General features: G+C 51.7%; 23 protein-coding genes. 9 read left to right on the top strand and 14 right to left on the bottom strand.

Annotation, left to right across the window (positions count from 1 at the left end; genetic code table 11):
* The first annotated feature begins 74 nt into the window (after positions 1–74).
* Entirely contained in the window at positions 75–1,007 is a 933-nt protein-coding gene (locus I2D83_RS06705; RefSeq protein ID WP_015841161.1) for a GGDEF domain-containing protein, read from the top strand.
* Positions 1,008–1,248: 241 nt separating this feature from the next.
* Complete coding sequence (gene adhP / locus I2D83_RS06700) at positions 1,249–2,259, top strand: alcohol dehydrogenase AdhP (RefSeq protein WP_015841162.1); 1,011 nt, start codon at positions 1,249–1,251, stop codon at positions 2,257–2,259.
* Positions 2,260–2,313: 54 nt separating this feature from the next.
* On the opposite strand, the gene I2D83_RS06695 is transcribed toward adhP, so the two are convergent.
* From I2D83_RS06695 to I2D83_RS06685, 3 genes are all read right to left on the bottom strand, one after another.
* The gene (locus I2D83_RS06695; protein WP_205947753.1) at positions 2,314–3,132 is read right to left on the bottom strand and encodes a hypothetical protein; all 819 of its coding nucleotides are present in this window, start codon (positions 3,130–3,132) and stop codon (positions 2,314–2,316) included.
* 215 nt (positions 3,133–3,347) lie between these two features.
* On the bottom strand, positions 3,348–4,115 hold the full coding sequence (locus tag I2D83_RS06690; RefSeq protein ID WP_241007282.1) for a sulfite exporter TauE/SafE family protein: 768 nt from the start codon (positions 4,113–4,115) through the stop codon (positions 3,348–3,350).
* A 72-nt stretch (positions 4,116–4,187) separates the two neighbouring features.
* Entirely contained in the window at positions 4,188–4,574 is a 387-nt protein-coding gene (locus I2D83_RS06685) for a VOC family protein (RefSeq protein ID WP_205948146.1), read from the bottom strand.
* A gap of 211 nt (positions 4,575–4,785) precedes the next feature.
* Between I2D83_RS06685 and I2D83_RS06680 the strand changes: the two genes are divergently transcribed.
* Entirely contained in the window at positions 4,786–5,688 is a 903-nt protein-coding gene (locus tag I2D83_RS06680) for a LysR family transcriptional regulator (protein WP_015841166.1), read from the top strand.
* A gap of 16 nt (positions 5,689–5,704) precedes the next feature.
* On the opposite strand, the gene I2D83_RS06675 is transcribed toward I2D83_RS06680, so the two are convergent.
* Positions 5,705–6,478, bottom strand: a complete 774-nt coding sequence (locus tag I2D83_RS06675) for a DUF3750 domain-containing protein (RefSeq protein ID WP_205947752.1) — start codon at positions 6,476–6,478, stop codon at positions 5,705–5,707.
* A gap of 242 nt (positions 6,479–6,720) precedes the next feature.
* Between I2D83_RS06675 and I2D83_RS06670 the strand changes: the two genes are divergently transcribed.
* A complete protein-coding gene (locus I2D83_RS06670; RefSeq protein WP_205947751.1) occupies positions 6,721–7,119 on the top strand; it encodes an ester cyclase in 399 nt (132 codons plus the stop codon).
* 288 nt (positions 7,120–7,407) lie between these two features.
* Positions 7,408–8,538 (top strand): linear amide C-N hydrolase, encoded by a 1,131-nt coding sequence (locus I2D83_RS06665; RefSeq protein WP_015841169.1) that lies wholly within the window; start codon positions 7,408–7,410, stop codon positions 8,536–8,538.
* 98 nt (positions 8,539–8,636) lie between these two features.
* On the opposite strand, the gene I2D83_RS06660 is transcribed toward I2D83_RS06665, so the two are convergent.
* The gene (locus I2D83_RS06660; protein ID WP_010279992.1) at positions 8,637–8,852 is read right to left on the bottom strand and encodes a helix-turn-helix domain-containing protein; all 216 of its coding nucleotides are present in this window, start codon (positions 8,850–8,852) and stop codon (positions 8,637–8,639) included.
* Between the two features lie 483 nt (positions 8,853–9,335).
* On the opposite strand from I2D83_RS06660, the gene I2D83_RS06655 reads away from it, so the two are divergent.
* Entirely contained in the window at positions 9,336–9,656 is a 321-nt protein-coding gene (locus tag I2D83_RS06655; RefSeq protein WP_205947750.1) for a hypothetical protein, read from the top strand.
* Positions 9,657–9,777: 121 nt separating this feature from the next.
* On the opposite strand, the gene guaA is transcribed toward I2D83_RS06655, so the two are convergent.
* Positions 9,778–11,355 carry a glutamine-hydrolyzing GMP synthase gene (guaA, locus tag I2D83_RS06650; protein ID WP_015841180.1) on the bottom strand — a complete coding sequence of 526 codons (1,578 nt, stop codon included), beginning with the start codon at positions 11,353–11,355 and terminating at the stop codon, positions 9,778–9,780.
* Positions 11,356–11,462: 107 nt separating this feature from the next.
* On the bottom strand, positions 11,463–12,929 hold the full coding sequence (gene guaB, locus I2D83_RS06645; protein ID WP_015841181.1) for an IMP dehydrogenase: 1,467 nt from the start codon (positions 12,927–12,929) through the stop codon (positions 11,463–11,465).
* Between the two features lie 171 nt (positions 12,930–13,100).
* Here guaB and xseA point away from each other — a divergent pair, with 171 nt between their 5' ends.
* The 3 genes from xseA to I2D83_RS06630 all read left to right on the top strand — a co-directional run bounded on the left by xseA (position 13,101) and on the right by I2D83_RS06630 (position 16,103).
* On the top strand, positions 13,101–14,489 hold the full coding sequence (gene xseA / locus I2D83_RS06640; protein WP_205947749.1) for an exodeoxyribonuclease VII large subunit: 1,389 nt from the start codon (positions 13,101–13,103) through the stop codon (positions 14,487–14,489).
* A 229-nt stretch (positions 14,490–14,718) separates the two neighbouring features.
* On the top strand, positions 14,719–15,762 hold the full coding sequence (locus I2D83_RS06635; RefSeq protein ID WP_015841183.1) for a M4 family metallopeptidase: 1,044 nt from the start codon (positions 14,719–14,721) through the stop codon (positions 15,760–15,762).
* Positions 15,759–16,103, top strand: coding sequence for a protealysin inhibitor emfourin (locus tag I2D83_RS06630; protein ID WP_205947748.1), 345 nt, complete (start codon positions 15,759–15,761; stop codon positions 16,101–16,103). The genes I2D83_RS06635 and I2D83_RS06630 overlap by 4 nt, the downstream gene beginning before the upstream one ends.
* Before the next feature lie 8 nt (positions 16,104–16,111).
* On the opposite strand, the gene I2D83_RS06625 is transcribed toward I2D83_RS06630, so the two are convergent.
* The 7 genes from I2D83_RS06625 to ispG all read right to left on the bottom strand — a co-directional run bounded on the left by I2D83_RS06625 (position 16,112) and on the right by ispG (position 23,443).
* Positions 16,112–16,336: a zinc ribbon domain-containing protein gene (locus tag I2D83_RS06625; protein ID WP_205947747.1), complete on the bottom strand. Its 225-nt coding sequence runs from the start codon at positions 16,334–16,336 to the stop codon at positions 16,112–16,114.
* Positions 16,337–16,381: 45 nt separating this feature from the next.
* Complete coding sequence (locus tag I2D83_RS06620) at positions 16,382–17,341, bottom strand: AEC family transporter (protein ID WP_205947746.1); 960 nt, start codon at positions 17,339–17,341, stop codon at positions 16,382–16,384.
* 92 nt (positions 17,342–17,433) lie between these two features.
* The gene (der, locus tag I2D83_RS06615; RefSeq protein WP_015841187.1) at positions 17,434–18,921 is read right to left on the bottom strand and encodes a ribosome biogenesis GTPase Der; all 1,488 of its coding nucleotides are present in this window, start codon (positions 18,919–18,921) and stop codon (positions 17,434–17,436) included.
* A gap of 162 nt (positions 18,922–19,083) precedes the next feature.
* Entirely contained in the window at positions 19,084–20,265 is a 1,182-nt protein-coding gene (gene bamB / locus I2D83_RS06610; protein ID WP_181829103.1) for an outer membrane protein assembly factor BamB, read from the bottom strand.
* A gap of 10 nt (positions 20,266–20,275) precedes the next feature.
* Positions 20,276–20,896: a YfgM family protein gene (locus I2D83_RS06605; protein ID WP_015841189.1), complete on the bottom strand. Its 621-nt coding sequence runs from the start codon at positions 20,894–20,896 to the stop codon at positions 20,276–20,278.
* Positions 20,897–20,909: 13 nt separating this feature from the next.
* A complete protein-coding gene (gene hisS / locus I2D83_RS06600) occupies positions 20,910–22,184 on the bottom strand; it encodes a histidine--tRNA ligase (RefSeq protein ID WP_015841190.1) in 1,275 nt (424 codons plus the stop codon).
* 137 nt (positions 22,185–22,321) lie between these two features.
* A complete protein-coding gene (gene ispG / locus I2D83_RS06595; RefSeq protein ID WP_015841191.1) occupies positions 22,322–23,443 on the bottom strand; it encodes a flavodoxin-dependent (E)-4-hydroxy-3-methylbut-2-enyl-diphosphate synthase in 1,122 nt (373 codons plus the stop codon).
* Between the last annotated feature and the right edge of the window lie 14 nt (positions 23,444–23,457).

Here is a 23,457-nt window from a genome sequence, read left to right as displayed (position 1 = left end):
TCGGCACCACGCGACTCAATGTATTCAATAGGTTTCATGATAGGATTGAAAGGTGATGCAAGAGGAGATCCGCAATGCCTTTTAAAGAATATGACCACGATTTTATTGATAGAAATAAGAAAGCCTCCTCGTCTGTAAGGCTCGCCCTGTTGTTGTCTGCGTTGGTCATTATATTCAACCTCGTATTCTTCAAACACCGCGACTTTCAGGAGCAACTGCATAATAATCCGGGTTCTTATACCGACTCGATTGCACTGGTTTTTCTTTTTTTTATCTTGTCCTGTACCAGTAAAATCTCACTGAACCATACCTCAGCCTTATCCATTCGCCTCGGGCTACACGTCTGGATATGCTCAGCCACATTTGACTTGATGGATGAGTTTATCTATCAGCCCAAGCTGGTTGGGTATTATGTTGAGGATATGCTGAGAATTATTGGTATGTTTGGCGTCGGGTTTGGTGTCTATACCCTGATACAGCAAATCAATAATAAGTATGTCGAAGCCAGAATACAGTCATTCAGCGATGAACTCACACAACTTCCTAATCGTCGGTTTTTTATTAACGAATTAAAAAAGCTCGAAGCGAAGACACCCTATTTATTTATTATCGACATCGACAATTTCAAAGTCATTAATGATAAATATGGGCATACGAAAGGCGACGAAGTATTAAGCAAATTTGGTCACATACTTTCCCGTTTCGATAACAGTGAGGTTGTCGCAACCCGAATCGGTGGCGAAGAGTTCGCGATTATTCTGTATGCCGGAACGCAGGATCGGGCAGAGAAACTGGCAAGAGAAGTACTCAAAAATGCGAACAAAATCATTATCAAAAATATGCACCATCTTTCAGTCAGCATTGGGGCCGGTAAAAAACAGCCGCAGGAACCTACCGAACACTTTATGAAACGCGTGGATATCGCACTTTATCAGGCCAAAAACACCGGTAAAGGCAAAGTGGAATGGGCTTTGGAGCCGAAAGAAAAACCTCAGGACCCCGCATAACCGCTCTCAATCATACGGCCGCACGGACGCGCCGCTCTCCCTGAATCATCAGAAATATTACTGAAAATCACATTTTCTTCTCTGCTAACGACTCGCTCACTCATCTATCATTTTGTAACAAAATTAAATCATTCCCGCTTACCCCACTCGCCAGCCACCGTGTACTCTTTCATAGGTAGAACCTAATACATTACCTCTACAACACATTACCCCCACAACACATTCAGTAAAAGGAAGACGAATGAAAGCAGCCATTGTAACGAAGGATCATTCCGTTGAGATTCAGGACAAAACATTGCGCCCTCTCCAACACGGGGAAGCCCTGCTAAAAATGGAATGCTGTGGCGTATGCCACACCGACCTGCACGTCAAAGACGGGGATTTTGGTGATGTTACCGGCATCACACTCGGCCATGAGGGCATCGGTATCGTCAAAGAGGTGGGTCCGGGTGTGACATCACTGAAACCCGGCGATCGTGCCAGCGTAGCCTGGTTCTATCAGGGCTGTGGTCACTGTGAATATTGTAATAGCGGTAACGAAACCCTGTGCCGCTCGGTGAAAAACGCGGGCTACTCCGTCGATGGAGGAATGGCGGAAGAGTGCATCGTCGTTGCCGATTACGCGGTAAAAGTGCCGGATGGTCTGGATTCTGCCGCGGCCAGCAGCATTACCTGCGCGGGCGTGACCACCTATAAAGCGGTGAAAGTCTCACAAATCAAGCCGGGACAGTGGATCGCCATCTATGGTCTGGGCGGATTGGGCAATCTGGCGCTGCAATACGCCAAGAACGTCTTTAATGCGAAGGTCATCGCAATTGATGTTAACGATGCACAGCTGGCCTTTGCTAAAGAGATGGGCGCGGATCTGGTCATCAACCCAGCCAAAGACGATGCCGCCAAGATCATTCAGGAAAACGTGGGCGGCGCGCACGCTGCAGTGGTCACTGCCGTTGCGCGTGCCGCATTTAACTCCGCGGTCGATGCCGTTCGCGCAGGCGGGCGTATTGTCGCCGTCGGCCTGCCACCGGAATCAATGGATCTGAATATTCCACGTCTGGTGCTGGATGGCATTCAGGTATTGGGATCGCTGGTCGGCACGCGTGAAGATTTGAAAGAAGCCTTCCAGTTTGCTGCCGAAGGGAAAGTGAAACCAAAAGTGACGCTTCGCCCGCTGAAAGACATCAACGCCATTTTCGCTGAAATGAAAGGCGGGAAAATTACCGGCCGTATGGTAATCGACCTGTCAATCTAAGAGGCACTTTATATATAAACGGGATAGCACTGCGCTATCCCGTTTTTTTATATTTTAGCTAAGCGTCTGCGTATTACCGGGGCACACCAGTTGTTTACTTTTAATATGGTAAACCTCGACATCAGGACGCGTGAAAAAGGCGATTTCCCACGGGTTCTTGGTGACGAATTCATGGCGCACTTTTTCATAGAGCGGATTGTCACGCGCGATAATAAACGCTTCCCCTTCAATAATGGTGTAGTTCCATTCAATTGCCCGCTCGAAGGTATAATGGCTGCGCTCATCCATCGCAAAAAAGCAGTGTGGATTACGTTTGAGCAGCTGAGATTTAAAGGTTTCGGGGAACGTAATCAGGAAGATATCGTTATCCACGGACGACAGAAACGCCAGCACCGTGGTATGCGGCTGTTCGGCAGCCATAGTAATGAGTACGCCGACCTTATTAGTGAAATCCTGCTTTTCCGTCGGTGGAAAATCGACCATCGGCGTTAGCGGTACTGCCGTTGACGGACGGTTGTCTTGTGGAAACTGGTAACCTGGCTCGCGGATATCCAACACAGGCGTGAAACCGTGCAGAAGCTGACACTCTCTCGGCTCCAGCACCACCCAATCTCCGTCGCTGACGACGACGCGGCCTTTGTAAGAGGCACGATAAACCTGAATATTGGCATCAAATTCATCAACCCCGGAGCGGTTATCAAGATGGATCGTTGCCAGATCGCCAACGGCAAACTCATGCCCGTGTGGGAAAAAAACGCGCAGGCTGTTATCCGCATTGGGATAGACGCCGCAAATATGGATGACCACGCCATCCTGCTTATAACCCGCCAGTACACCGAGAGTTTGCTTTCCTAGATAGCTCACGAGACTCATACATCACGCCTTATTCAGATTGGGCTTAAGAGGGGACGCCGACCCTGCTTCGCTCGGGCCGTTCCAGCAGCGGTAGAAAGCGGAGAAATCATTTACGCTAACCGCATCACTTCCTACCTATCAACGGAGAAAGTGCTGAAAACTTTAGGCTTAATGCCACGCTATTTAAAGGAATAAATAGGAATTAGCAGCGATAGATAGGGCGTCCCCCTCCGTTATTTAAGCACCAGCATGGTGATACCCACGCCGACCAGCACCAGACAAAAGGCACCTCGCAAATAAACGACGGGCAGTTTATGAGCAACCGCGACGCCCCAGGACACGCTGACAATGCCTCCCAATGCCAATGGCAAGCCGATACTCCAGTCAACGTTCCCCGCCTGCGAGTAGGAAAGCAGCGCCGCCAGCGCGCCCGGCACCACCAAAATCAGCGCCATACCCTGCGCCTGCGTTTGCGCAAAGGCAAACAGCGTGACCAGCGCGGGTACCACCACCAAACCGCCGCCAACGGTAAAAATACCCGACATAAACCCGCTCGCTACACCAAGCAGCGGCAGATATTTGGTCGACAGTACTTTCTCCGGCGTTTGACTGCGTTTTTTGTTATACCACTGCCACATATAGTACGCGGCCAGCACCAGCAGGAAAGTGGCGAACGCACGCTGTAGGTTGTGCACATCAATCGAGGAGGCAAGGTGAGCGGCAAAGTAGGCAGACCCCGTCGCGAATGCACACATCGTCAATGCCATGCGCGTATCAATACGGTTACGCTGGCGATAGCGCAGAAAACCAATCAGGACGTTAGGCGTAATCATCACCAGCGCCGTTCCCTGCGCCAGATGCTGATCCATCCCGAAAAGTACGCCCAGAATCGGAATCGCGATAATCCCTCCGCCAATCCCCAACATTCCCCCACAAAATCCCAGCCCGACGCCCAAAAGCAAACACAACACAATATCGCTGAACATCATTAAGCTAAACATAAAAGTGCATGACCTATAAATAACAAGACAATCTGGAGAACCGCGTTTCAGGCTGGTAGACAGACGATGGCTTTAGGATAAATATTCCGCGATTTCAATGAGGTTAAGATCGGGATCGCGCAGATAAATAGAACGGATTGGCTGTGTGGCGCCGGTACGCATCACCGGTCCTTCAGTAATTGGCCAGCGGTAACGCGCCAGATGCGCGATAACCTGCTCTAGCGGCACCGACGCAATCAAGCACAGATCGAGCGACCCCGGCACAGGCAGATGCGCCTTTGGTTCATGCTCGGCTCCGCGCAGGTGCACATTGATTTTCTGGTGGCCAAAATGAAAAGCGACGCGCCCGTTTGCAAACGTTTCCTCCCGCATTTGCAGCACCTCGACATAAAAATGCCGGGTCGCCGCGAGATCAACGCAGGTCAATACGAGGTGATCGATATGATCAATAAATGACATTTCCAAGCTCCCTCTTACATCAGACATTTCACATCCTAGGAGTAACAGGGTCTTTTGATAATCACTGAATCGTCAATGACCCTTTCCTGTCAGGAAAACCTCACGCTGTGATAGAGTCAGCGTGCCATAAGAAAGGTGGCAACACGCTGCTCTGCATCAATACACCGGTCACTGAGGTGTTTTTCACACCACCGAGGAAGCTCGAACGATTATGATTAACCCTGCGCATTTTGACCTCCAGTCGCTCCGCATCTTTTTACAGGTTGCCCAGACCGGCAGCCTGACCAAAGCCGCAGAAAAATTCCACATCACGCTTTCTGCCCTGAGTAAACGTATCGCTGAGCTGGAGCGTACCGTGGACTGTGCGCTGTTCATACGCATGCCGCGCGGCCTGACGTTAACGCCAGCCGGTAAAGAACTGGTGAATCTCGCCGGCAATGTGTTGAGCAACGTGGAGCGCATGGCGAGCGAAATGAATGACTATGCCGTTGGCGTGCGCGGCCACGTACACATGTGGGCAAATACCTCGGCGATTATTCAGTTTCTTCCGCAGGATCTGGCGTCCTTCCTTCTGGCCAGACCGCTTATTCGTATTAACCTTGAGGAAAAGCTCAGTAAAACCGTGGTGACGGCGCTGGCGATGGGAGATGCCGATATCGGTATTTTCGCTGACAATGTCGGATCGCAAGGGGTCGAGAAGATCCCTTACCGTAAGGACAAGCTTGTCGTACTCGTTCCGCCCCAGCACCCGCTTTCCGCCCTGTCAGACGTGAGTTTTAACGACACATTGGGCTACGATTACGTCGGCCTGAATAGCGGTAGTTCTTTGCTGAAACAGCTGAAAGACGCTTCGGATGAACTGGGAAGAGTGCTGCGCCTGCGCGTACAGGTCAGCAGCTTTGACGGTATTTGCCGCATGATCGAAGCGGGACTGGGTATCAGCGTCCTGCCGGAGGGCGCAATTCGCCCGGAAGTGCTCGGTACCGGATTGCGCGCCATCAATCTCACCGACGAGTGGGCTTCACGCCAGCTCTGGCTGGGCGTGAAATCCGGTGCTATTCTGCAACCCGAAGTCGCTAATCTGCTGACCCACCTGCGGCAGTGCGGCGCGTAAGGAGAAGGCTTTACCCTCAGCCTTCTTCGCTACCCGTTTTTTCATAGCCGAGACGGCCAACAAAGGGCAAACGCAGCGCGGGCGGATTCATATCCACCCCCATGTTCAGCCCCAGAATGTTGGCCTCAATCCCCTCTTCAATGCCCATCGTGATACCCAGCACGCCCAGCAGCGAGATCTGCACGCCGCTTCCCGATGGCGACATCCCCACAGGGCGCGTGATCGGGCGATAATCCTTACCAATGGCATTAGCCGGCATATCCAGCTTGAGCGCCGGTACTTCGCGGCCAATGTGTGCGAGAAACGTATTGCTATTTGGTCCCGGCCAGGCGTGGTAGGTATTCGGCCACGGATAGCTTTTAATCGCAGCCTCAATCTGCGGGATCATGGCTTCTGCCTTGTCGCCACGGTGCTCCACCAGCAGCTTCGGCATCGCCCCGTACCAATACGCATCCGCCACCGACCGGTTAAGACGGACAACGTCATCACTCCCCCAACTCACCACCTCATAGCGGCGATACTGGGTTTCCCCCGCTTTCTTGAAAATGATCCACGGATGTACCGCCACTAGCCCGCGCCAGCCGTACGTCGGTGCGGCGTAAACCTGCACGATCGCAGTCTGGCGAAATTGCACCGGGTTCGGCGCTAACCCAGAAGAATCCCGTTTGGCAGACCACCAGGTTTGCCCGCTAAACGTTTCGCCGTTGCGCGTCGACTGCGCCCAACTTTGCCAAAAAGACAGCAACAGCACACAAATAAACCCAATCCCCAAGAATTTGAGGTACGTCATAGGCCAGATAGCTCACTGAAAAGAGATGGAACGGAATCGATACGCCTGCGGGAGAGAGTATCCGCAGTGAAAATCGGTCAAAAATCATTCCGCCAGTTTACTGCCAGTTGGCGGTAAGATTAAAGCGATGGGTACAATGTTGACCTATTTTTACGTTGTGTGGGGCTACAGGCGAGATTCTTCCTTTATTCAGACCGCATACCGCGGAATATTTGATGCTAAACACACTGAGGAACAACGACATGAACGATAACGCGTCTCTGGCAGCCGCTTTCTATCAGGCCTTCAACACTAATGACCATGCCGCTTTCGACCGCCTGTTAGCGACCAATTGGGTCAATCACCCTGCTGACCCCGGTCAGCCGAATACACCAGCCGGATTCAAACGCGCCGTGGCACATACACATGCGGCTTTTGAAGGTTTCCATATCGATATCGAAGCCGTGGTTGCCGAGAACGATCTGGTGGTCTGCCGGATTGCCATGAGCGGCCGACACGTTGGTGATTTCGACCGCTGGAAAGCCTCCGGTCAGCAGGTACGTTTCTCTGGTATGGATATGCACCGTATTGAGGGAGGCCGCATCAGCGAAACCTGGCATTTTGAAAACTTCGATGGATTAAAAACAGAAGAAACTGCCTGACTGGCTGCGTCTGACATCCCCCGATGTTCCGCATTAAACCAATTGCGCTCGGGGATCCATATGATTTTTATCGAACGCTGAAAAATTTCATCTCGGCAAGCAATATCATGGCGTGTAAAAGAACTTACTATGAAAATAATATATTCAAAAAACATATTCATTAAATAATCGATCAACATTCCTACATCTATTTTACGATTTTTAACGTCATTAAATAATCGCTGACTATAATCAATTGGCGAGTTCTATTAACGACACACCTCTGGAAATAGAGAATGGAGTAATTAAATGAAAAAAAATAATAAGCATATTAAGTCTACGGTATGTGCACTATCATTAGTCGCATTAACGCTAGGCTCAGCGGTTTCGCTTGCCTGTACGCGGCTCGTTTATAAAGATATCAATAATCCTGATTACCCAATTACCGCCCGTTCAATGGACTGGGCCGAGGATACCGAGACCAACCTCTGGATTTTCCCACGAGAATTAAAGCGTTCTGGTGCCGCAGGCCCGCATTCTCTGGAGTGGACATCAAAATACGGCAGTGTCATTGCCTCTGCTTTCGACAGTAACCCAAATATGGCCTCCACAACCGATGGCGTGAATGAAAAAGGGTTGGCGGCTAACGTACTCTGGCTGGCGGAATCTGAATATCCTAAAGCCGCACCGACGGCAAAAAAACCGGGCTTGAGCATCGCTGCATGGGCACAATATGTACTGGATAATTTTGCTACCGTCGATGAAGCGGTGAAGGCGCTGCAAGAGGAAAAATTTACACTGGTCACAAAAGACTTACCGCATCAGGATAGAAAGGCAACGCTTCACCTCTCCTTATCCGATTCATCCGGTGACAGTGCAATTATTGAATATATCGATGGCAAGCAGGTCATTCACCATAATAAGGACTATCAGGTGATGACCAATTCTCCAACCTTCGATCAGCAGTTGACGCTGAATGCTTATTGGGATCAGATAGGTGGCAATGTGATGCTGCCGGGAACGAACCGCGCCGCCGATCGCTTTGTCCGCGCCTCATTCTATGTGAAACATGTTGCCCCCAATAAACTCATTCCAGGAGTAGCAGAGAAAAGTAAAATAGAAAAAGATAAAGCGGACTTAGCCACCGCATTCAGTATTATACGTAATGCATCTGTTCCCTATGGTTATTCCTTGCCAGATATGCCGAATATTTCCTCAACGCGCTGGCGCACGGTTATAGATCATAAATCGCTACAATACTTTTTTGAATCTGCTGTCTCCCCCAATATTTTTTGGGTTGATTTGAAAAAAATCGACTTTGCTCCGCGTGGAGATAACGCTAGCAAATTAGATTTAGGGCCAAACCAGAGCACTATTTATTCTGGTCAGGCTTCAGCACACTTTAAGCCAGCTACGCCATTTAAATTTGCCGGGCTGTAAATAACAATATTCTTTACGATATTATTTTTATTCCACAATGATGTTAAAGCGCCAGTAAGCTATGGCGCTTTCTTGTTTATGTCCCCTACTCCCTGTCTTTATTTCACGCCTGAATAACGCGACGGCCAAATCTCTTCCGGCCTTTTCCCCATAGCTTCGGCAATCAGCCGTTCACCTTTCGGCCAGTGTCTGGTGAGCGCATTCGCCAGCGTGGATGACGCCAGCCCCGCCGCTCTGGAAACTGCCGCCAGCGTTGTCCCTTTCTTCCGCAATCCCGCGATGATATCCGCCGGGTGCCAATCAGTGTGATTCATTCCATTTCCCTCCACCTATCAAAAACCATTTTGATTTCTGTGTGAATAGGATCGCGTTTTGTGATGAGTAAGACCACGGACGATGAGTCACATATTTAAGGCATTAGACGAGCGTTATGATTCTGGCTATCTGCTTATGTGAATAGCTACAAAAGTTTCGTGCGTGCTAACCACCGTATTTCTCTGTGATTTCATCACACGCCCGACAAGGCGCGCTCCCCCTCACCCGCAGCATAACCTTGACATCTTTTTTTTAGCACTAGTTTCAACGAAGGAAATGAGCTAAAGAAATACAAAGTTTTGTTCTAAATTTGAAAATCATTTCAATTAATATGACGCTCATCAAAAAATTTAAAACCTATCATATACTCAAGATACCGCATCAACTTTAATACACATGATGTTTAGCATCCTAAAAAATAAAAACATAAGAAATAATTAGCATGAAAATAATACAAAATCATATAATATAGAGGAAATTAAATGCCAAGTAATCATGATTTAATATATCAAGCAATATTAGAAAGAAAACAAATCAAAGCTATTTATCAAGGGTATTATCGCGAGATGTGCCCTCATGTACTTGGAACAAAAAACGGACGAAATCAAGCACTATTCTATCAATTTGGTGGGGAAAGCAGCCAAGGACCAATAACACCTGACTCACCATCAAATTGGCGCTGCATTCAAATTGATGGATTAACTGATATATCAATACATGAAGGGCCATGGCACACAGGACAAAATCATAGTAGACCTCAAACATGCGTGGACTTTATAGAAATAGAAATCCCCATCGAATAAAAAATACGACTAAAAAATTTTATTTCTCTCATCCATAATTTAAATTATTTATATAAAAACACCAGCCTCTCAAAAGGCTGGTGTTTTTAAGTATTGCTCAGCAACTAAACGCTGCTAGAGTTTATTCCCACTCAATCGTTGCCGGTGGCTTGCCCGATACGTCATAAACAACGCGGGAGATGCCGTCGACTTCGTTGATGATGCGGTTGGATACGCGGCCCAAGAAATCGTATGGCAGGTGTGCCCAGTGCGCGGTCATAAAGTCGATGGTTTCTACCGCACGCAGCGAGACAACCCAATCGTATTTACGGCCATCGCCCATCACGCCCACGGAACGAACCGGCAGGAAGACGGTGAATGCCTGACTCACTTTATTGTACAGGTCGGCTTTGTGCAGCTCTTCAATGAAGATCGCATCCGCACGACGCAGCAGGTCACAGTATTCTTTCTTCACTTCACCCAGCACGCGCACGCCCAGACCTGGACCAGGGAACGGATGGCGATACAGCATGTTGTACGGCAGACCCAGTTCCAGACCGATCTTACGCACTTCGTCTTTGAACAGCTCTTTCAGCGGCTCAACCAGACCCAGCTTCATCTCTTTCGGCAGGCCACCCACGTTGTGGTGTGACTTGATCACGTGCGCTTTGCCCGTCGCAGAAGCTGCAGATTCGATGACGTCCGGGTAGATGGTACCTTGCGCCAGCCATTTCACGTCAGTTTGCTTGCTGGCTTCTTCATCGAAGACTTCAACAAACACACGACCGATGATTTTACGCTTGGCTTCCGGATCGTTTTCGCCAGCCAGCTCGCCCAGGAAGCGATCTTCCGCTGCCACGTGAACAATGTTCAGGCCGAAATGATCGCCGAACATTTCCAGAACCTGATCGGCTTCGTTCAAACGCAGCAGGCCGTTATCGACAAACACGCAGGTCAGGCGGTCACCAATCGCACGGTGCAGCAGCATCGCGGTCACAGAAGAATCCACGCCGCCGGACAGGCCCAGAATCACCTGGTCGTTGCCCACTTGCTCACGAATACGGGTTACCGCATCGTCGATAATTTTGGCTGGCGTCCACAGTGCTTCACACTGGCAAATGTCACGGACAAAACGCTCTAACATGCGCTGGCCCTGCCGGGTGTGCGTCACTTCCGGGTGGAACTGCACGCCGTAAAAACGTTTTTCTTCGTTCGCCATGATGGCAAACGGACAAGTATCGGTACTCGCAACGGTCTCAAACCCTTCTGGGATTGCCGTCACTTTGTCGCCGTGGCTCATCCAGACATCCAGCAGCGGTGCGCCCGTCGCGCTCAACGCATCCTGAATATCACGCACCAGCGCGCTATCCGTCTTCACTTCTACCTGCGCATAACCAAACTCACGCTCGTTGGAACCTTCAACGTGGCCACCTAACTGCATCGCCATCGTCTGCATGCCGTAGCACACGCCTAATACCGGTACGCCAGCGTTGAAAACGTATTCTGGCGCGCGCGGGCTACCAAATTCGGTGGTGCTTTCCGGGCCGCCGGACAGGATGATCCCGTTCGGATTAAACCCACGAATCTGCGCTTCCGTGACATCCCATGCCCACAGTTCACAGTAAACGCCCAGTTCACGCACGCGACGTGCAACCAGTTGCGTGTACTGCGAGCCGAAATCCAGAATAAGAATGCGGTGTTGATGAATGTTTTGCGTCATGAGGAGCATGTTCCAAAAAGCTAAAAAATAAGTAAACCCGGCGAATAGCCCTAAAAAGACAGGCAATAGTACCGGGTTTATCGGGTTAAATCAGCCCGCAAATTACCTTATGAACCCATACGGTAGTTTGGTGACTCTTTAGTAATGGTAACGTCGTGAACGTGGCTTTCCTGAATGCCCGCGCCGCTGATGCGTACAAACTCAGCCTGCGTGCGCAGCGCGTCGATAGTCGCGCAACCCGTCAGCCCCATACAGGAGCGCAAGCCGCCCATCTGCTGGTGAACGATCTCTTTCAGGCGGCCTTTGTAGGCTACGCGGCCTTCGATACCTTCCGGCACCAGTTTGTCGGCCGCATTATCAGTCTGGAAGTAACGGTCTGATGAACCTTTGGACATCGCGCCCAGTGAGCCCATGCCGCGATAAGATTTGAATGAACGCCCCTGATACAGTTCGATTTCACCCGGAGATTCTTCCGTACCCGCCAGCATAGAGCCGACCATGACACAGGCCGCGCCTGCTGCAATAGCTTTAGCGATATCGCCGGAGAAGCGGATACCACCGTCGGCGATGACCGGAATGCCCGTGCCTTCCAGCGCTTCAACCGCATCGGAGATCGCCGTAATCTGCGGTACACCCACGCCCGTCACGATACGGGTAGTACAGATGGAGCCAGGGCCGATACCCACTTTGACCGCGCTAACGCCCGCTTCAACCAGCGCTTTCGCGCCTGCACCCGTCGCGACGTTACCGCCGATGATTTCGAGGTTCGGGTATTTAGCACGTGTTTCACGAATACGCTGCAATACGCCTTCGGAATGGCCGTGTGAGGAATCGATCAGCAGAACGTCAACGCCTGCGGCAACGAGCGCATCAACACGCTCTTCGTTACCCGCACCGGCACCCACCGCCGCGCCTACACGCAGACGACCGTGTTCGTCTTTACAGGCGTTTGGTTTACGTTCTGCTTTCTGGAAATCTTTTACCGTGATCATGCCGATCAGGTGGAATTTGTCGTCAACGACCAGCGCTTTCTCGACGCGTTTTTCGTGCATCTTTTGCAGCACGACATCACGCGCTTCGCCTTCTTTGACGGTGACCAGACGCTCTTTCGGCGTCATGAACGCACTAACCGGTTTTTCCAGATCGGTAACAAAACGCACGTCACGACCGGTAATGATACCGACCAGTTCGTTGTCTTTTGCCACGACAGGGTAACCCGCGAAGCCGTTGCGCTCGGTCAGCTCTTTCATTTCACGCAGCGTCGTTTCTGGGGTGACCGTCTGTGGATCGACCACAACGCCACTTTCGTGTTTTTTCACGCGGCTTACTTCTTCCGCCTGACGCTCAATTGACATATTTTTGTGAATAAAGCCCAGACCGCCTTCCTGCGCCAGCGCAATAGCCAGGCCGGATTCGGTAACGGTATCCATCGCTGCGGACAGCATAGGAATATTCAGGCGAATGTTTTTCGTCAACTGCGTGGACAGATCGGCAGTATTAGGCAGAACAGTAGAATGAGCGGGAACCAGGAGGACGTCGTCAAACGTCAGTGCTTCTTTAGCGATACGTAGCATGGGCAATATCTCACCAAGGTGGATGTAAGAATAGATAAAATATTGCCGTGGCATTATACAGAGCGTAATCGGTTGCCTCCAGCATTATTTTACTAAAATGCTTGATTACCTGTTTCAGGTAGGTAGTATCGATCAATTAAGTGACTGTTTTAAAATTTGATCTGGCTCACAATGTCTCAATTTCCCTCCTCTGCAATTTTTACCGTTAGCCGACTGAATCAGACGGTTAGACAACTGTTGGAAATGGAAATGGGCCAGATTTGGCTCTCCGGTGAAATATCCAACCTCTCTCAGCCCTCATCCGGCCATTGGTATTTCACGCTGAAAGATGAACGTGCGCAGGTGCGCTGCGCGATGTTCCGTACCAGCAACCGCAGGGTGACATTCCGTCCACAAAACGGCCAACAGGTGCTGATTCGGGCCACCATTACTCTGTATGAACCCCGCGGCGACTATCAGCTGTTGGCGGAAAGTATGCAGCCTGCCGGTGACGGTCTGTTGCAGCAACAGTTTGAACAGCTCAAGCAGAAACTCGCCGCCGAAGGGCTGTTTGACCAGCAATTTAAGCAGGTACTCCCCTCTCCCGCCAAACAGGTCGGTGTGATTACGTCAGCCAGCGGTGCCGCCCTGCACGATATCTTGCAGGTATTGCAGCGCCGTGACCCGTCGCTGCCAGTGATCGTGTATCCCACGTCGGTGCAAGGCGCAGACGCACCGCTACAGATTGTTCGCGCTATTGAGCTGGCTAACCAGAGAGAAGAGTGTGACGTGTTAATCGTCGGGCGCGGCGGCGGTTCGCTGGAAGATCTGTGGAGCTTTAATGACGAACGGGTCGCCCGCGCTATCTTCGCCAGCCGCATTCCTATCGTCAGCGCCGTCGGCCATGAGACCGATATCACTATCGCTGATTTCGTCGGTGACCTGCGAGCACCCACACCGTCCGCTGCTGCTGAGTTAGTGAGTCGTAACCAACTTGAACTGTTGCGCCAGATACAGTCCCAGCGCCAGCGGCTGGAAATGGCGATGGATTATTACCTTGCCCAGCGCAATCGGGAATTTACTCGTCTACACCACCGCTTGCAGCAACAACATCCGCAACTGCGGCTGGCACGTCAGCAGGCCCAACTGGTTAAACTGCGCCAACGGCTGGATGACGCCATGCAGCAGCAGCTTCGGCAAACCTTACGCCGAAGTGAACGCTTACAACAGCGCCTAATGCAACAGCAGCCGCAGACCCGCATCCATCGTGCGCAACAGCGTTTACAGCAGTTGAGCTATCAGATGCAGAGTGCAGTGGAACGCCAGTTAAATCAGAACAAGCAGAAGCTGGGTATCGCCTGTTCACGGCTGGAAGGCGTTAGCCCGCTGGCGACGCTGGCGCGCGGCTATAACGTCACCACCGCCCCCGACGGTAAGGTACTGAAAAACGTCACGCAAATTACCCCCGGTGAAACGCTGAAAACCCGTTTGCAGGACGGTTGGGTAGAAAGTCAGGTCACGACGCTGGTGCCGAACCCAAGTTCTGTGAAAAAGCGGCGAAAACCCTCATCTCAGTCATAAAAATCGCGCGATCGGCATAAAACGCACAGGATGGGGATTTATCCTAAAACAACGGCGATCCCCCATTCTTGCCCCTATCATCTGAACTATACTCATTTTTAGCTCACTAAAATTTATGCCCGTCATACTTCAATCTGCATGTTAGCGGTGAAGCAGATGGGATAAAAATACAGTGAGCTTTATCGATCGTCTGTGTTACCCCTGATGAGCGTTTTCAAGGAGATGAGGTATGAAGTCCAGACCGATTTGTAGCGTGATTCCCCCTTATATTTTGCATCGCATTATTGCAAACGGCACAGACGAGCAGCGCCACTGCGCGCAACAGACGCTGATGCACGTTCAGTCATTAATGGTCAGCCACAATCCACGCCCGGAACCCCATGAGAAATTACCCGCCGGGCAGGCTAATCGCAACATCCACGATGCCGAACAGCAACAACAGTTGCCCGGCAAGCAGGTGCGTGCGGAAGGCCAGCCCAGCAACGGTGATATCGCCGTCGATGAAGCCTACAACTATCTGGGTGTCACCTATGATTTCTTCTGGAAGATTTTCCAACGTAATTCACTGGACGCCGAAGGACTGCCGCTGACGGGCACCGTGCATTACGGTCAGGATTACCAGAACGCCTTCTGGAACGGGCAGCAGATGGTATTCGGAGATGGCGACGGCAAAATCTTTAATCGCTTCACGATTGCGCTGGATGTGGTCGCGCATGAACTCGCTCACGGCATTACCGAACACGAAGCAGGACTGATTTATTTTCGTCAGTCCGGCGCGCTGAACGAATCACTTTCCGATGTCTTTGGTTCTATGGTCAAGCAGTACCATTTAGGGCAAACCGCTGAGCAGGCGGACTGGTTTATCGGTGCCGATCTGCTGGCAGACGGTATTCACGGGATGGGGCTTCGGTCGATGTCTCACCCAGGCACCGCATATGATGATGAACTGCTAGGGATCGATCCCCAGCCTTCTCATATGAGTGAATATGTGAACACGCGCGAAGATAACGGCGGCGTACACTTGAATTCCGGCATTCCCAACCGGGCATTCTACCTGACAGCCATCGCGCTGGGCGGGCATTCCTGGGAAAAAGCAGGCCGCATCTGGTACGACACGCTGTGCGATAAGTCACTGCCGCAAAATGCGGATTTCGAAATTTTCGCGCGCCATACGATCCAACATGCCGCTAAACGTTTTAACAACACCGTTGCAGACATCGTCATGCAGTCGTGGGAAACCGTGGGCGTGGAGGTTCGTCAGGAGTTCTTATGAAGACACTGCCAGAGCTCAACGAAGACGCCATCATTGAGCTGGCGCGTGAAGGGGGATTTGCCTTCATCCCCAAACTGGCGGGGTCGCGACGCTTCGCGCTCGCCAGCGTGACGTCATCCGAGCGGGAACGCATTTGTAACGCGGTCCGTAACGCCTTTCCTCAGGCCCGCGACCCCGGTGAACCAGACGGCCCGGGGCGCGGCGACCAGTTCTATTACCGCATCCACATCAGCTACCGTCACCCGCAGCAGAATCAGTATGCCGATGTTATCTTGCTGATCCCTGAAGACCGTGCGCCGCCGGAACTGACCGAGCTGTGGCGTAACGGCGCACAGGAGTAGCAATAGGCTTAATCGGCAAGTGTATAGCTGAACACGACCTGCCGTTTGGAAATCATCCCGTGCTGCTGGCAGAAGTAATCCACCGCGCCACAGGCTTTCAGTTCCTGAAGTAAGTGGTTACATTCAGGGCACGCCGCCTTACGCAGATAATGCTGCCGGCAGACCTCACATAAAAATGAACCATCAGGCTGCCACAGCATCACGTGGTGACAATCAGGACAAAGCGCATCCATCTTTTTTCCTCCATTTTGCTACCAATAACGCGTGATGGTCAGAGGTTAAATCACACCGAGGGAACGCAGCACGTACAGCCCAATAGCAATCATGAAAAACGCGCCAACCGTCGTCAAGCCAATAATATTCGCTGCCAGCGTGGCGTTTCCCCCCATCGCACGAGTCATTGCATAGCTACCTGCTGCGGTTGGCGTTGAGGAAAACAGAAAAATAATCCCCAGCTCGACACCGCGAAATCCGACAAGCCATCCGCCCAGCGTGAGCAGCCCAGGCACAACGAATATCTTCGCCACAGAAGACAGCACGGCCACATTGGACGAACGAAACATACTGCGCCATTCCAGACTAGCTCCGGCACACAATAACGCCAGCGGCAACGCCATTGAGGAAATAAAGCCACCAGTCTGCTTGATGACGCCTGGCATTGGCAGTTGGCTTTGCCCGTAGGCCGCACCAAGAAGCAGACCAATAATCAGCGGATTGGTCACAATGCCCCGTAGCAGTTGGCTTACCGGAATCTTCTGTTCAGGCGATTGTCGCTGCAAGCTGCGCGTCAGCGTAATGACAGACAGTGCGTTAAACATAATCACCGTCACCATCAGATACAGTGAGCCAACAGCAATGCCTTCATCACCGTAAGCACTCATCGCAAATGCCAGCCCCATTACGCCAGTATTCGAACGGAACCCGCCTTGCACAAAGATGCCGCGTTCCTTTGGATCCTTGACGAGCTTCACCGCCGCGATTTCCAGCAGCAAAAATGTCGCCAATGTCCCTATCGTGCCATACACCACCAGCGGCCACTGGCTTGCAAAAGACTGGTGATTACCTGCAACACTAAAAAACAGCAAGCAGGGAAGAGAAAGATTGAATACAACCCGCATTGCGGTATCACAAAACGCATCATTCAGCAGATTGATCTTACGCAACCCTATACCAATCAATAACATAATCACATTAGGCATCGTGACGTTGAATGCAAAACTCCAGGTTTCCCAGGACATGACTCTCCTTGATTATTATTGGTTTTGTTAACGGCGATTCGTTTCGTCTCTGACAAAACGGGGCGAATATCGCTATTCGCCCCGTTAATAAATTACTTACCTTTTTTAATGTGTGACATCAAACGCTTACGCTTGCGTAGCTGGTTTGGCGTCAGCGTGTTGCGCTTGTCTGCAAAAGGGTTTTCCCCTTCTTTAAACTGGATACGAATCGGCGTGCCCATTACGTCCAGCGAACGACGATAGTAGTTCATCAGATAGCGCTTGTAAGAATCCGGCAGGTCTTTCACCTGATTCCCGTGGATCACCACAATCGGTGGGTTATAGCCACCGGCGTGCGCATATTTCAGCTTCACGCGACGACCGCGCACCAGTGGCGGCTGGTGATCGTCTGATGCCATTTGCATGATACGGGTCAACATCGCCGTACTCACGCGACGAGTGGCGCACGCATAGGCTTCGGTTACGGACTCAAACAGGTTACCCACACCGCTGCCATGTAACGCAGAAATGAAGTGAATACGGGCAAAGTCGATAAAGCCAAGGCGCAGATCCAGCGTCTCTTTCACCTGCTCACGCACTTCCTGCGACAGGCCATCCCATTTGTTCACCACGATCACCAGTGAGCGCCCACTATTGAGGATGAAGCCCAGCAGCGAGAGATCCTGATCGGAAATACCTTCACGCGCGTCGATAACCAGCAGCACCACGTTGGCATCTTCAATCGCCTGCAACGTTTTGATAACGGAGAATTTTTCTACCGTTTCCGTCACTTTGCCGCGCTTACGTACCCCAGCGGTATCAATCAGAACGTATTCGCGTTCGTCACGCACCATTGGGATGTAGATACTGTCACGCGTCGTGCCCGGCATGTCGAACACCACCACGCGCTCTTCGCCCAGAATACGGTTAGTGAGCGTGGACTTACCCACATTCGGACGCCCGACAATCGCCAGTTTGATTGGCAAATCTTCAGGATTGAAATCGTCTTCTGCTTCTTCTTCGCTAGCCTGCTCGTCCGCTTCTAACGCTGCCCAGTAAGCTGCGTTCTCTTCTTCTTCGCTTAACTCAACAGGCTCTTCTATTTCATCTTGTACAAACGGCAGCAAAACTGTTTCCAGCAACGACGTGACGCCGCGACCGTGAGACGCGGCAATCGGGTACACTTCCCCCATTCCGAGCGAGTAGAAATCTGCCGTGACCATATCCGGGTCAAGACCATCAGTTTTGTTCGCAACCAGCACCGTCGTTTTTTCGCGGCTGCGCAAATGCTTGGCAATGCCTTCATCCGCAGGCATCAATCCCGCGCGGGCATCGACCATGAACAGCACGATATCCGCTTCTTCAATCGCCACCAGCGATTGACCGGCCATACGCGTTTCCACACCGTCTTCTGTACCGTCGATCCCACCGGTATCGACGATAATAAATTCATGCCCTTCCACTTCTGCACGACCATACTTGCGGTCACGAGTCAGCCCAGGGAAATCCGCCACCAATGCATCACGAGTGCGCGTTAAGCGGTTAAATAGCGTGGATTTCCCCACATTCGGGCGCCCGACCAGCGCGACGACAGGTATCATTGTTACAACCTCATTACTTATATTTCAATACGTTACAGCGAAACACTCGCTGACGATAAAAAGACGAAACGGCCCCTGATAGTGTCAGGAGCCGTTGTGGTAACACATTCAAAAGTGGGAACGCACCTAAAAGCGTTGCGCTCCAAATTAAACAGGGGTTACCTAGCGGGTGAACGCGTAGACATCACCGTTTTTCGCCTGAATCAACAGCTTGTCGCTGGCAACCACAGGCTTGCCGAGGAAGCCAGAGCTATCCACTTTTTGCTGCGCCACGAAACGACCATCCGCGGTATTCAGCCAGTGCAGATAACCTTCGGCATCGCCCACTACCAGATAGCCGTTATACAGCGCCGGTGCCGTTAAGTTACGGTGCAGCAGATCGCTTTGACGCCACAGGCTCACGCCACCGTTAGTGTTCAATGCAACAACGCGATCGTCCTGATCGACCAGATAGATGCGGTCGCCGTCGATGATGAAATCATGCACTGAGCCCAGTTCACGTTTCCACAGAATCTGACCGGAACGCAGATCCAGCGCGGTCATGTTGCCATTGTAACCCAACGCGTAAACCACTTCGCCCGCGACAACCGGCGTCGTATCGACATCGTTCAGACGATCGATTTCGGTCGCGCCACTCGGCTGTGAAATACGCTGTTGCCAGATTAGTTGACCCTGATTGATCATCACGGCGTTTACACGACCGTTGTCACCACCCACAATCGCCGCACCAAATGCGGTTGTCGGGGCAGATTCACCACGCAGAGACAGCGTTGGCATATCCAGGTTAACGCTCCATTTGATAGCGCCATCCGCTTCATTCAATGCCTGCAACATGCCGTTGCCGGTGTGAATCAGCACCACACCATCGCTGACGACAGGGCGAGACAGCGCTTCGCCTGCCACTTTCGTCTGCCATACTGGCGTACCATCTTCTGCATTCAGCGCATAGACCTGCGCCTTTTCACTACCAACATAGACGTGGTTGCCAGAAACCGTTACGCCACCAGACAGCAGCGCCGGATTATTGCGGGAGAAGAAATTGGTCTTCTCAGACAGATCGGCGCGCCAAATCTCTTTGCCGTCACTCAGATCCATCGCTTTCACGGTACCACGACGATCGGCGGCAAAAACGCGGTTATCCTGCCATGCGGGATGAAGATTGGAGTAAAACTCGCCAATACCACTCCCAACCGAGCTGTTCCACACCTTGGTTGGCGTGAACTGGTTTTCCACCTGCGGCAGTGGAGACATAGTGACGACATCTTCTTCGCTGTTAAACAGCGAGCATCCGCTCAGCAGGGCAACAGAAACCAGTCCTACCAACAGTGTTTTACGCAATTGCATGGAATTCCTCTTAGCTGGACAGGTTATTCAGTTTCATGCGCAGTAACGCTTGCTGTGCCTGCGATGGATTGGAAGACAACCCTTTGTTGTAGGCATCACGCGCAGCCTGATTATCCCCTTTGCTCGCCAGAATATCGCCACGAACTTCCGCAGCCTGTGACGCCCAGCCTTCCAGCTTGATGGCATCCAGCGTTTTCAGCGCGTCATCCGCTTTGTTTTCCTGTAGCTGCACTCGCGCCAGACGCAGGTTCACCACCGCCAGCAGGTCGGCATCTTTCGTCTGCGACAGCGCCTGTACCAATTGCTGTTCTGCTTTTGCAAAATCTTTCAGATCAACGTAATGACGAGCCAATTCCAGAGAAGCCAGCGCGCCATAGGCGTTTTTATTCTCAGCCGTAAATTTCTCTGTTGCCGCAATCGCGTCGGTTTTGCCTTCAGCCAGTTGCTCCGTCACCTGCTGATAGGATGCGGACGCCGCCATCACGCTATCATTTTGGTGGTTTTGCCAGAAACGCCAGCCAACCAGTGCGCCAACACCCAGCACAACACCGACCACTAACGCCTTTCCGTTCTCCGCGAGGAAACGACGTAGTGCATCAACCTGTTCATTCTCTGTGGTATAGACTTCCACGGTGTCTCTCTCCTCAATCCAGTAACGTTGCCAGCCGCGATGCAACGTCGGCCTGTGCCAATGTATCCTGCTCGCCATTGCTCAGGTTTTTAACCACAACCTGACCGGCCGCCACTTCATTTTCGCCTAATACCAATGCGACGCGGGCGCCCCATTTATCCGCGCGAGCGAACTGTTTCTTAAAGTTGCCGCCGCCGTAGTTGGTCATCAGTTTCAACTGCGGTAGCGCATCACGTAATTTCTCCGCCAGCTGCATTGCAGCAACCTGCGTTCCCGCACCGGAAGAAATCAGATAAACATCCACACCTGGTTGAGCTTTGAAATCTGGGTTCACAGATTGCACCAGCAGAACCAGACGCTCCAGACCCATCGCAAAACCGACCGCTGGCGTTGCGTGCCCGCCCAGTTGTTCCACCATACCATCATAACGCCCACCGGCACAGACCGTGCCCTGCGCGCCCAGACTGGTGGTGACCCATTCAAATACCGTGCGGTTATAGTAATCCAAACCACGAACCAGACGCGGATTAACGGTATATGGGATACCAGACTGCGTTAAAAGTTCACCCAACGCTTCAAAGTGCTCACGCGATTCGTCATCCAGATAGTCCGTCAGCACTGGCGCGTCGTTCAGCAGTACCTGAATCTGCGGATTTTTCGTATCCAGAACGCGCAACGGGTTGGTGTACATCCGACGCAGGCAGTCTTCATCCAACTGATCTTTATGCTGTTCGAGGAACGCAACCAGCGCTTCGCGATAGCGCGCACGCGCGTCTAATGAACCGATCGAGTTCAGTTCCAGCTTCACATGATCGGCAATGCCCAGCACCCGCCACCAGCGAGCCGTCATCAGGATCAATTCGGCATCGATATCCGGCCCTTGCAGACCAAACACTTCACAACCCAACTGATGGAACTGGCGATAGCGCCCTTTCTGCGGACGCTCGTAGCGGAACATCGGACCGACATACCACAGGCGCTGTTCCTGATTATAGAGAATACCGTGCTCAATACCGGCGCGGACGCAGCCTGCCGTCCCTTCCGGACGCAGGGTCAGGCTATCGCCATTGCGATCGTCAAAGGTATACATCTCTTTTTCGACGACATCGGTCACTTCACCGATAGCGCGCTTAAACAGCGGCGTTTGCTCGACAATCGGCAAACGAATTTCATTATAGCCGTAGCCGCTGAGCACCTGTTTCAGGCTGTTTTCAATACGCTGCCACAATGCCGTTTCGGCTGGCAGGTAATCGTTCATGCCACGGATGGCTTGAATATTTTTTGCCACGTCAGTTCTCTATGCGTTTTTCAAAAAATAAACCCGATTATAGAAGGATTGCCGTCGCATCTTCAATGCGGGGCGTCCCCATCGGGTTCAGGAATCGTGAATTATGCGGGTGGCGGCATACCGCCACACCGTCAAGGTTATTTATCCACCAGATTGACGGTAATACGCTGATTTTCGTCCATCATGGAGGCTTTGGCGCGGATCTTGGCTTCTAACTGATCGATCATCTGTTCGTTATCGAAGCGCTCTCTCTGCCGCACGCCGTCTTCATAGAAGCCGCTCTTGTTATGTCCACCGGTGACGCCAATGGTCGACACCAGCGCTTCACCGGGACCATTCACCACGCAACCGATAATCGACACATCCATCGGCGTGATAATGTCTTCCAACCGTTGTTCCAGCGCGTTTACCGTCCCGATCACGTCAAATTCCTGACGGGAACAGGTCGGGCAAGCAATAAAGTTGATTCCACGTGAACGAATGCGCAGTGACTTCAGGATATCGAAACCGACTTTCACTTCCTCAACCGGATCGGCCGCCAGTGAAATACGCAGCGTGTCGCCAATGCCTTCGGACAGTAGCAGACCGAGGCCAATAGCCGATTTCACCGCGCCGCTACGTGCGCCACCAGCTTCGGTAATACCAAGGTGCAGCGGCTGATCGATACGCGCTGCCAGCAGGCGATAGGATTGCACTGCCAGAAAAACATCCGAGGCTTTAACGCTGACTTTAAACTGATCGAAATTCAGGCGGTCGAGGATATCGACATGGCGCATCGCCGATTCCAACAGCGCTTCCGGCGTTGGTTCGCCGTATTTTTCCTGCAAATCTTTTTCCAACGAACCGCCGTTCACGCCAATACGGATCGGGATATTGTTGTAACGCGCACAATCGACAACCGAGCGAATACGCTCTTCGTTACCAATATTACCGGGGTTGATGCGCAGACAGTCGACGCCGTATTCCGCGACTTTCAGCGCGATGCGGTAGTCAAAGTGAATGTCGGCGACGAGCGGGACATTCACTTGCTGTTTGATAAGCTTAAAGGCTTCCGCCGCGTCCATCGTTGGCACGGAGACGCGAACAATATCGACGCCAACACGTTCCAGCGATCTGATTTGATTGACGGTAGCTTCAACGTCGGTGGTTCGGGTGTTGGTCATGGATTGCACCGCAATCGGCGCACCATCACCTACAGGCACCTTGCCGACGTAAATCCGTTTTGATTTTCGACGGGTTATGGGTGCAGCGTTATGCATTACTTCATCTCCAA

Source organism: Pectobacterium aroidearum, assembly GCF_015689195.1.
In the GTDB taxonomy this organism is placed as follows: domain Bacteria; phylum Pseudomonadota; class Gammaproteobacteria; order Enterobacterales; family Enterobacteriaceae; genus Pectobacterium; species Pectobacterium aroidearum.
Note: the sequence above shows the minus strand (reverse complement) of the source record. Positions and strands in the feature narration are given on the sequence as shown.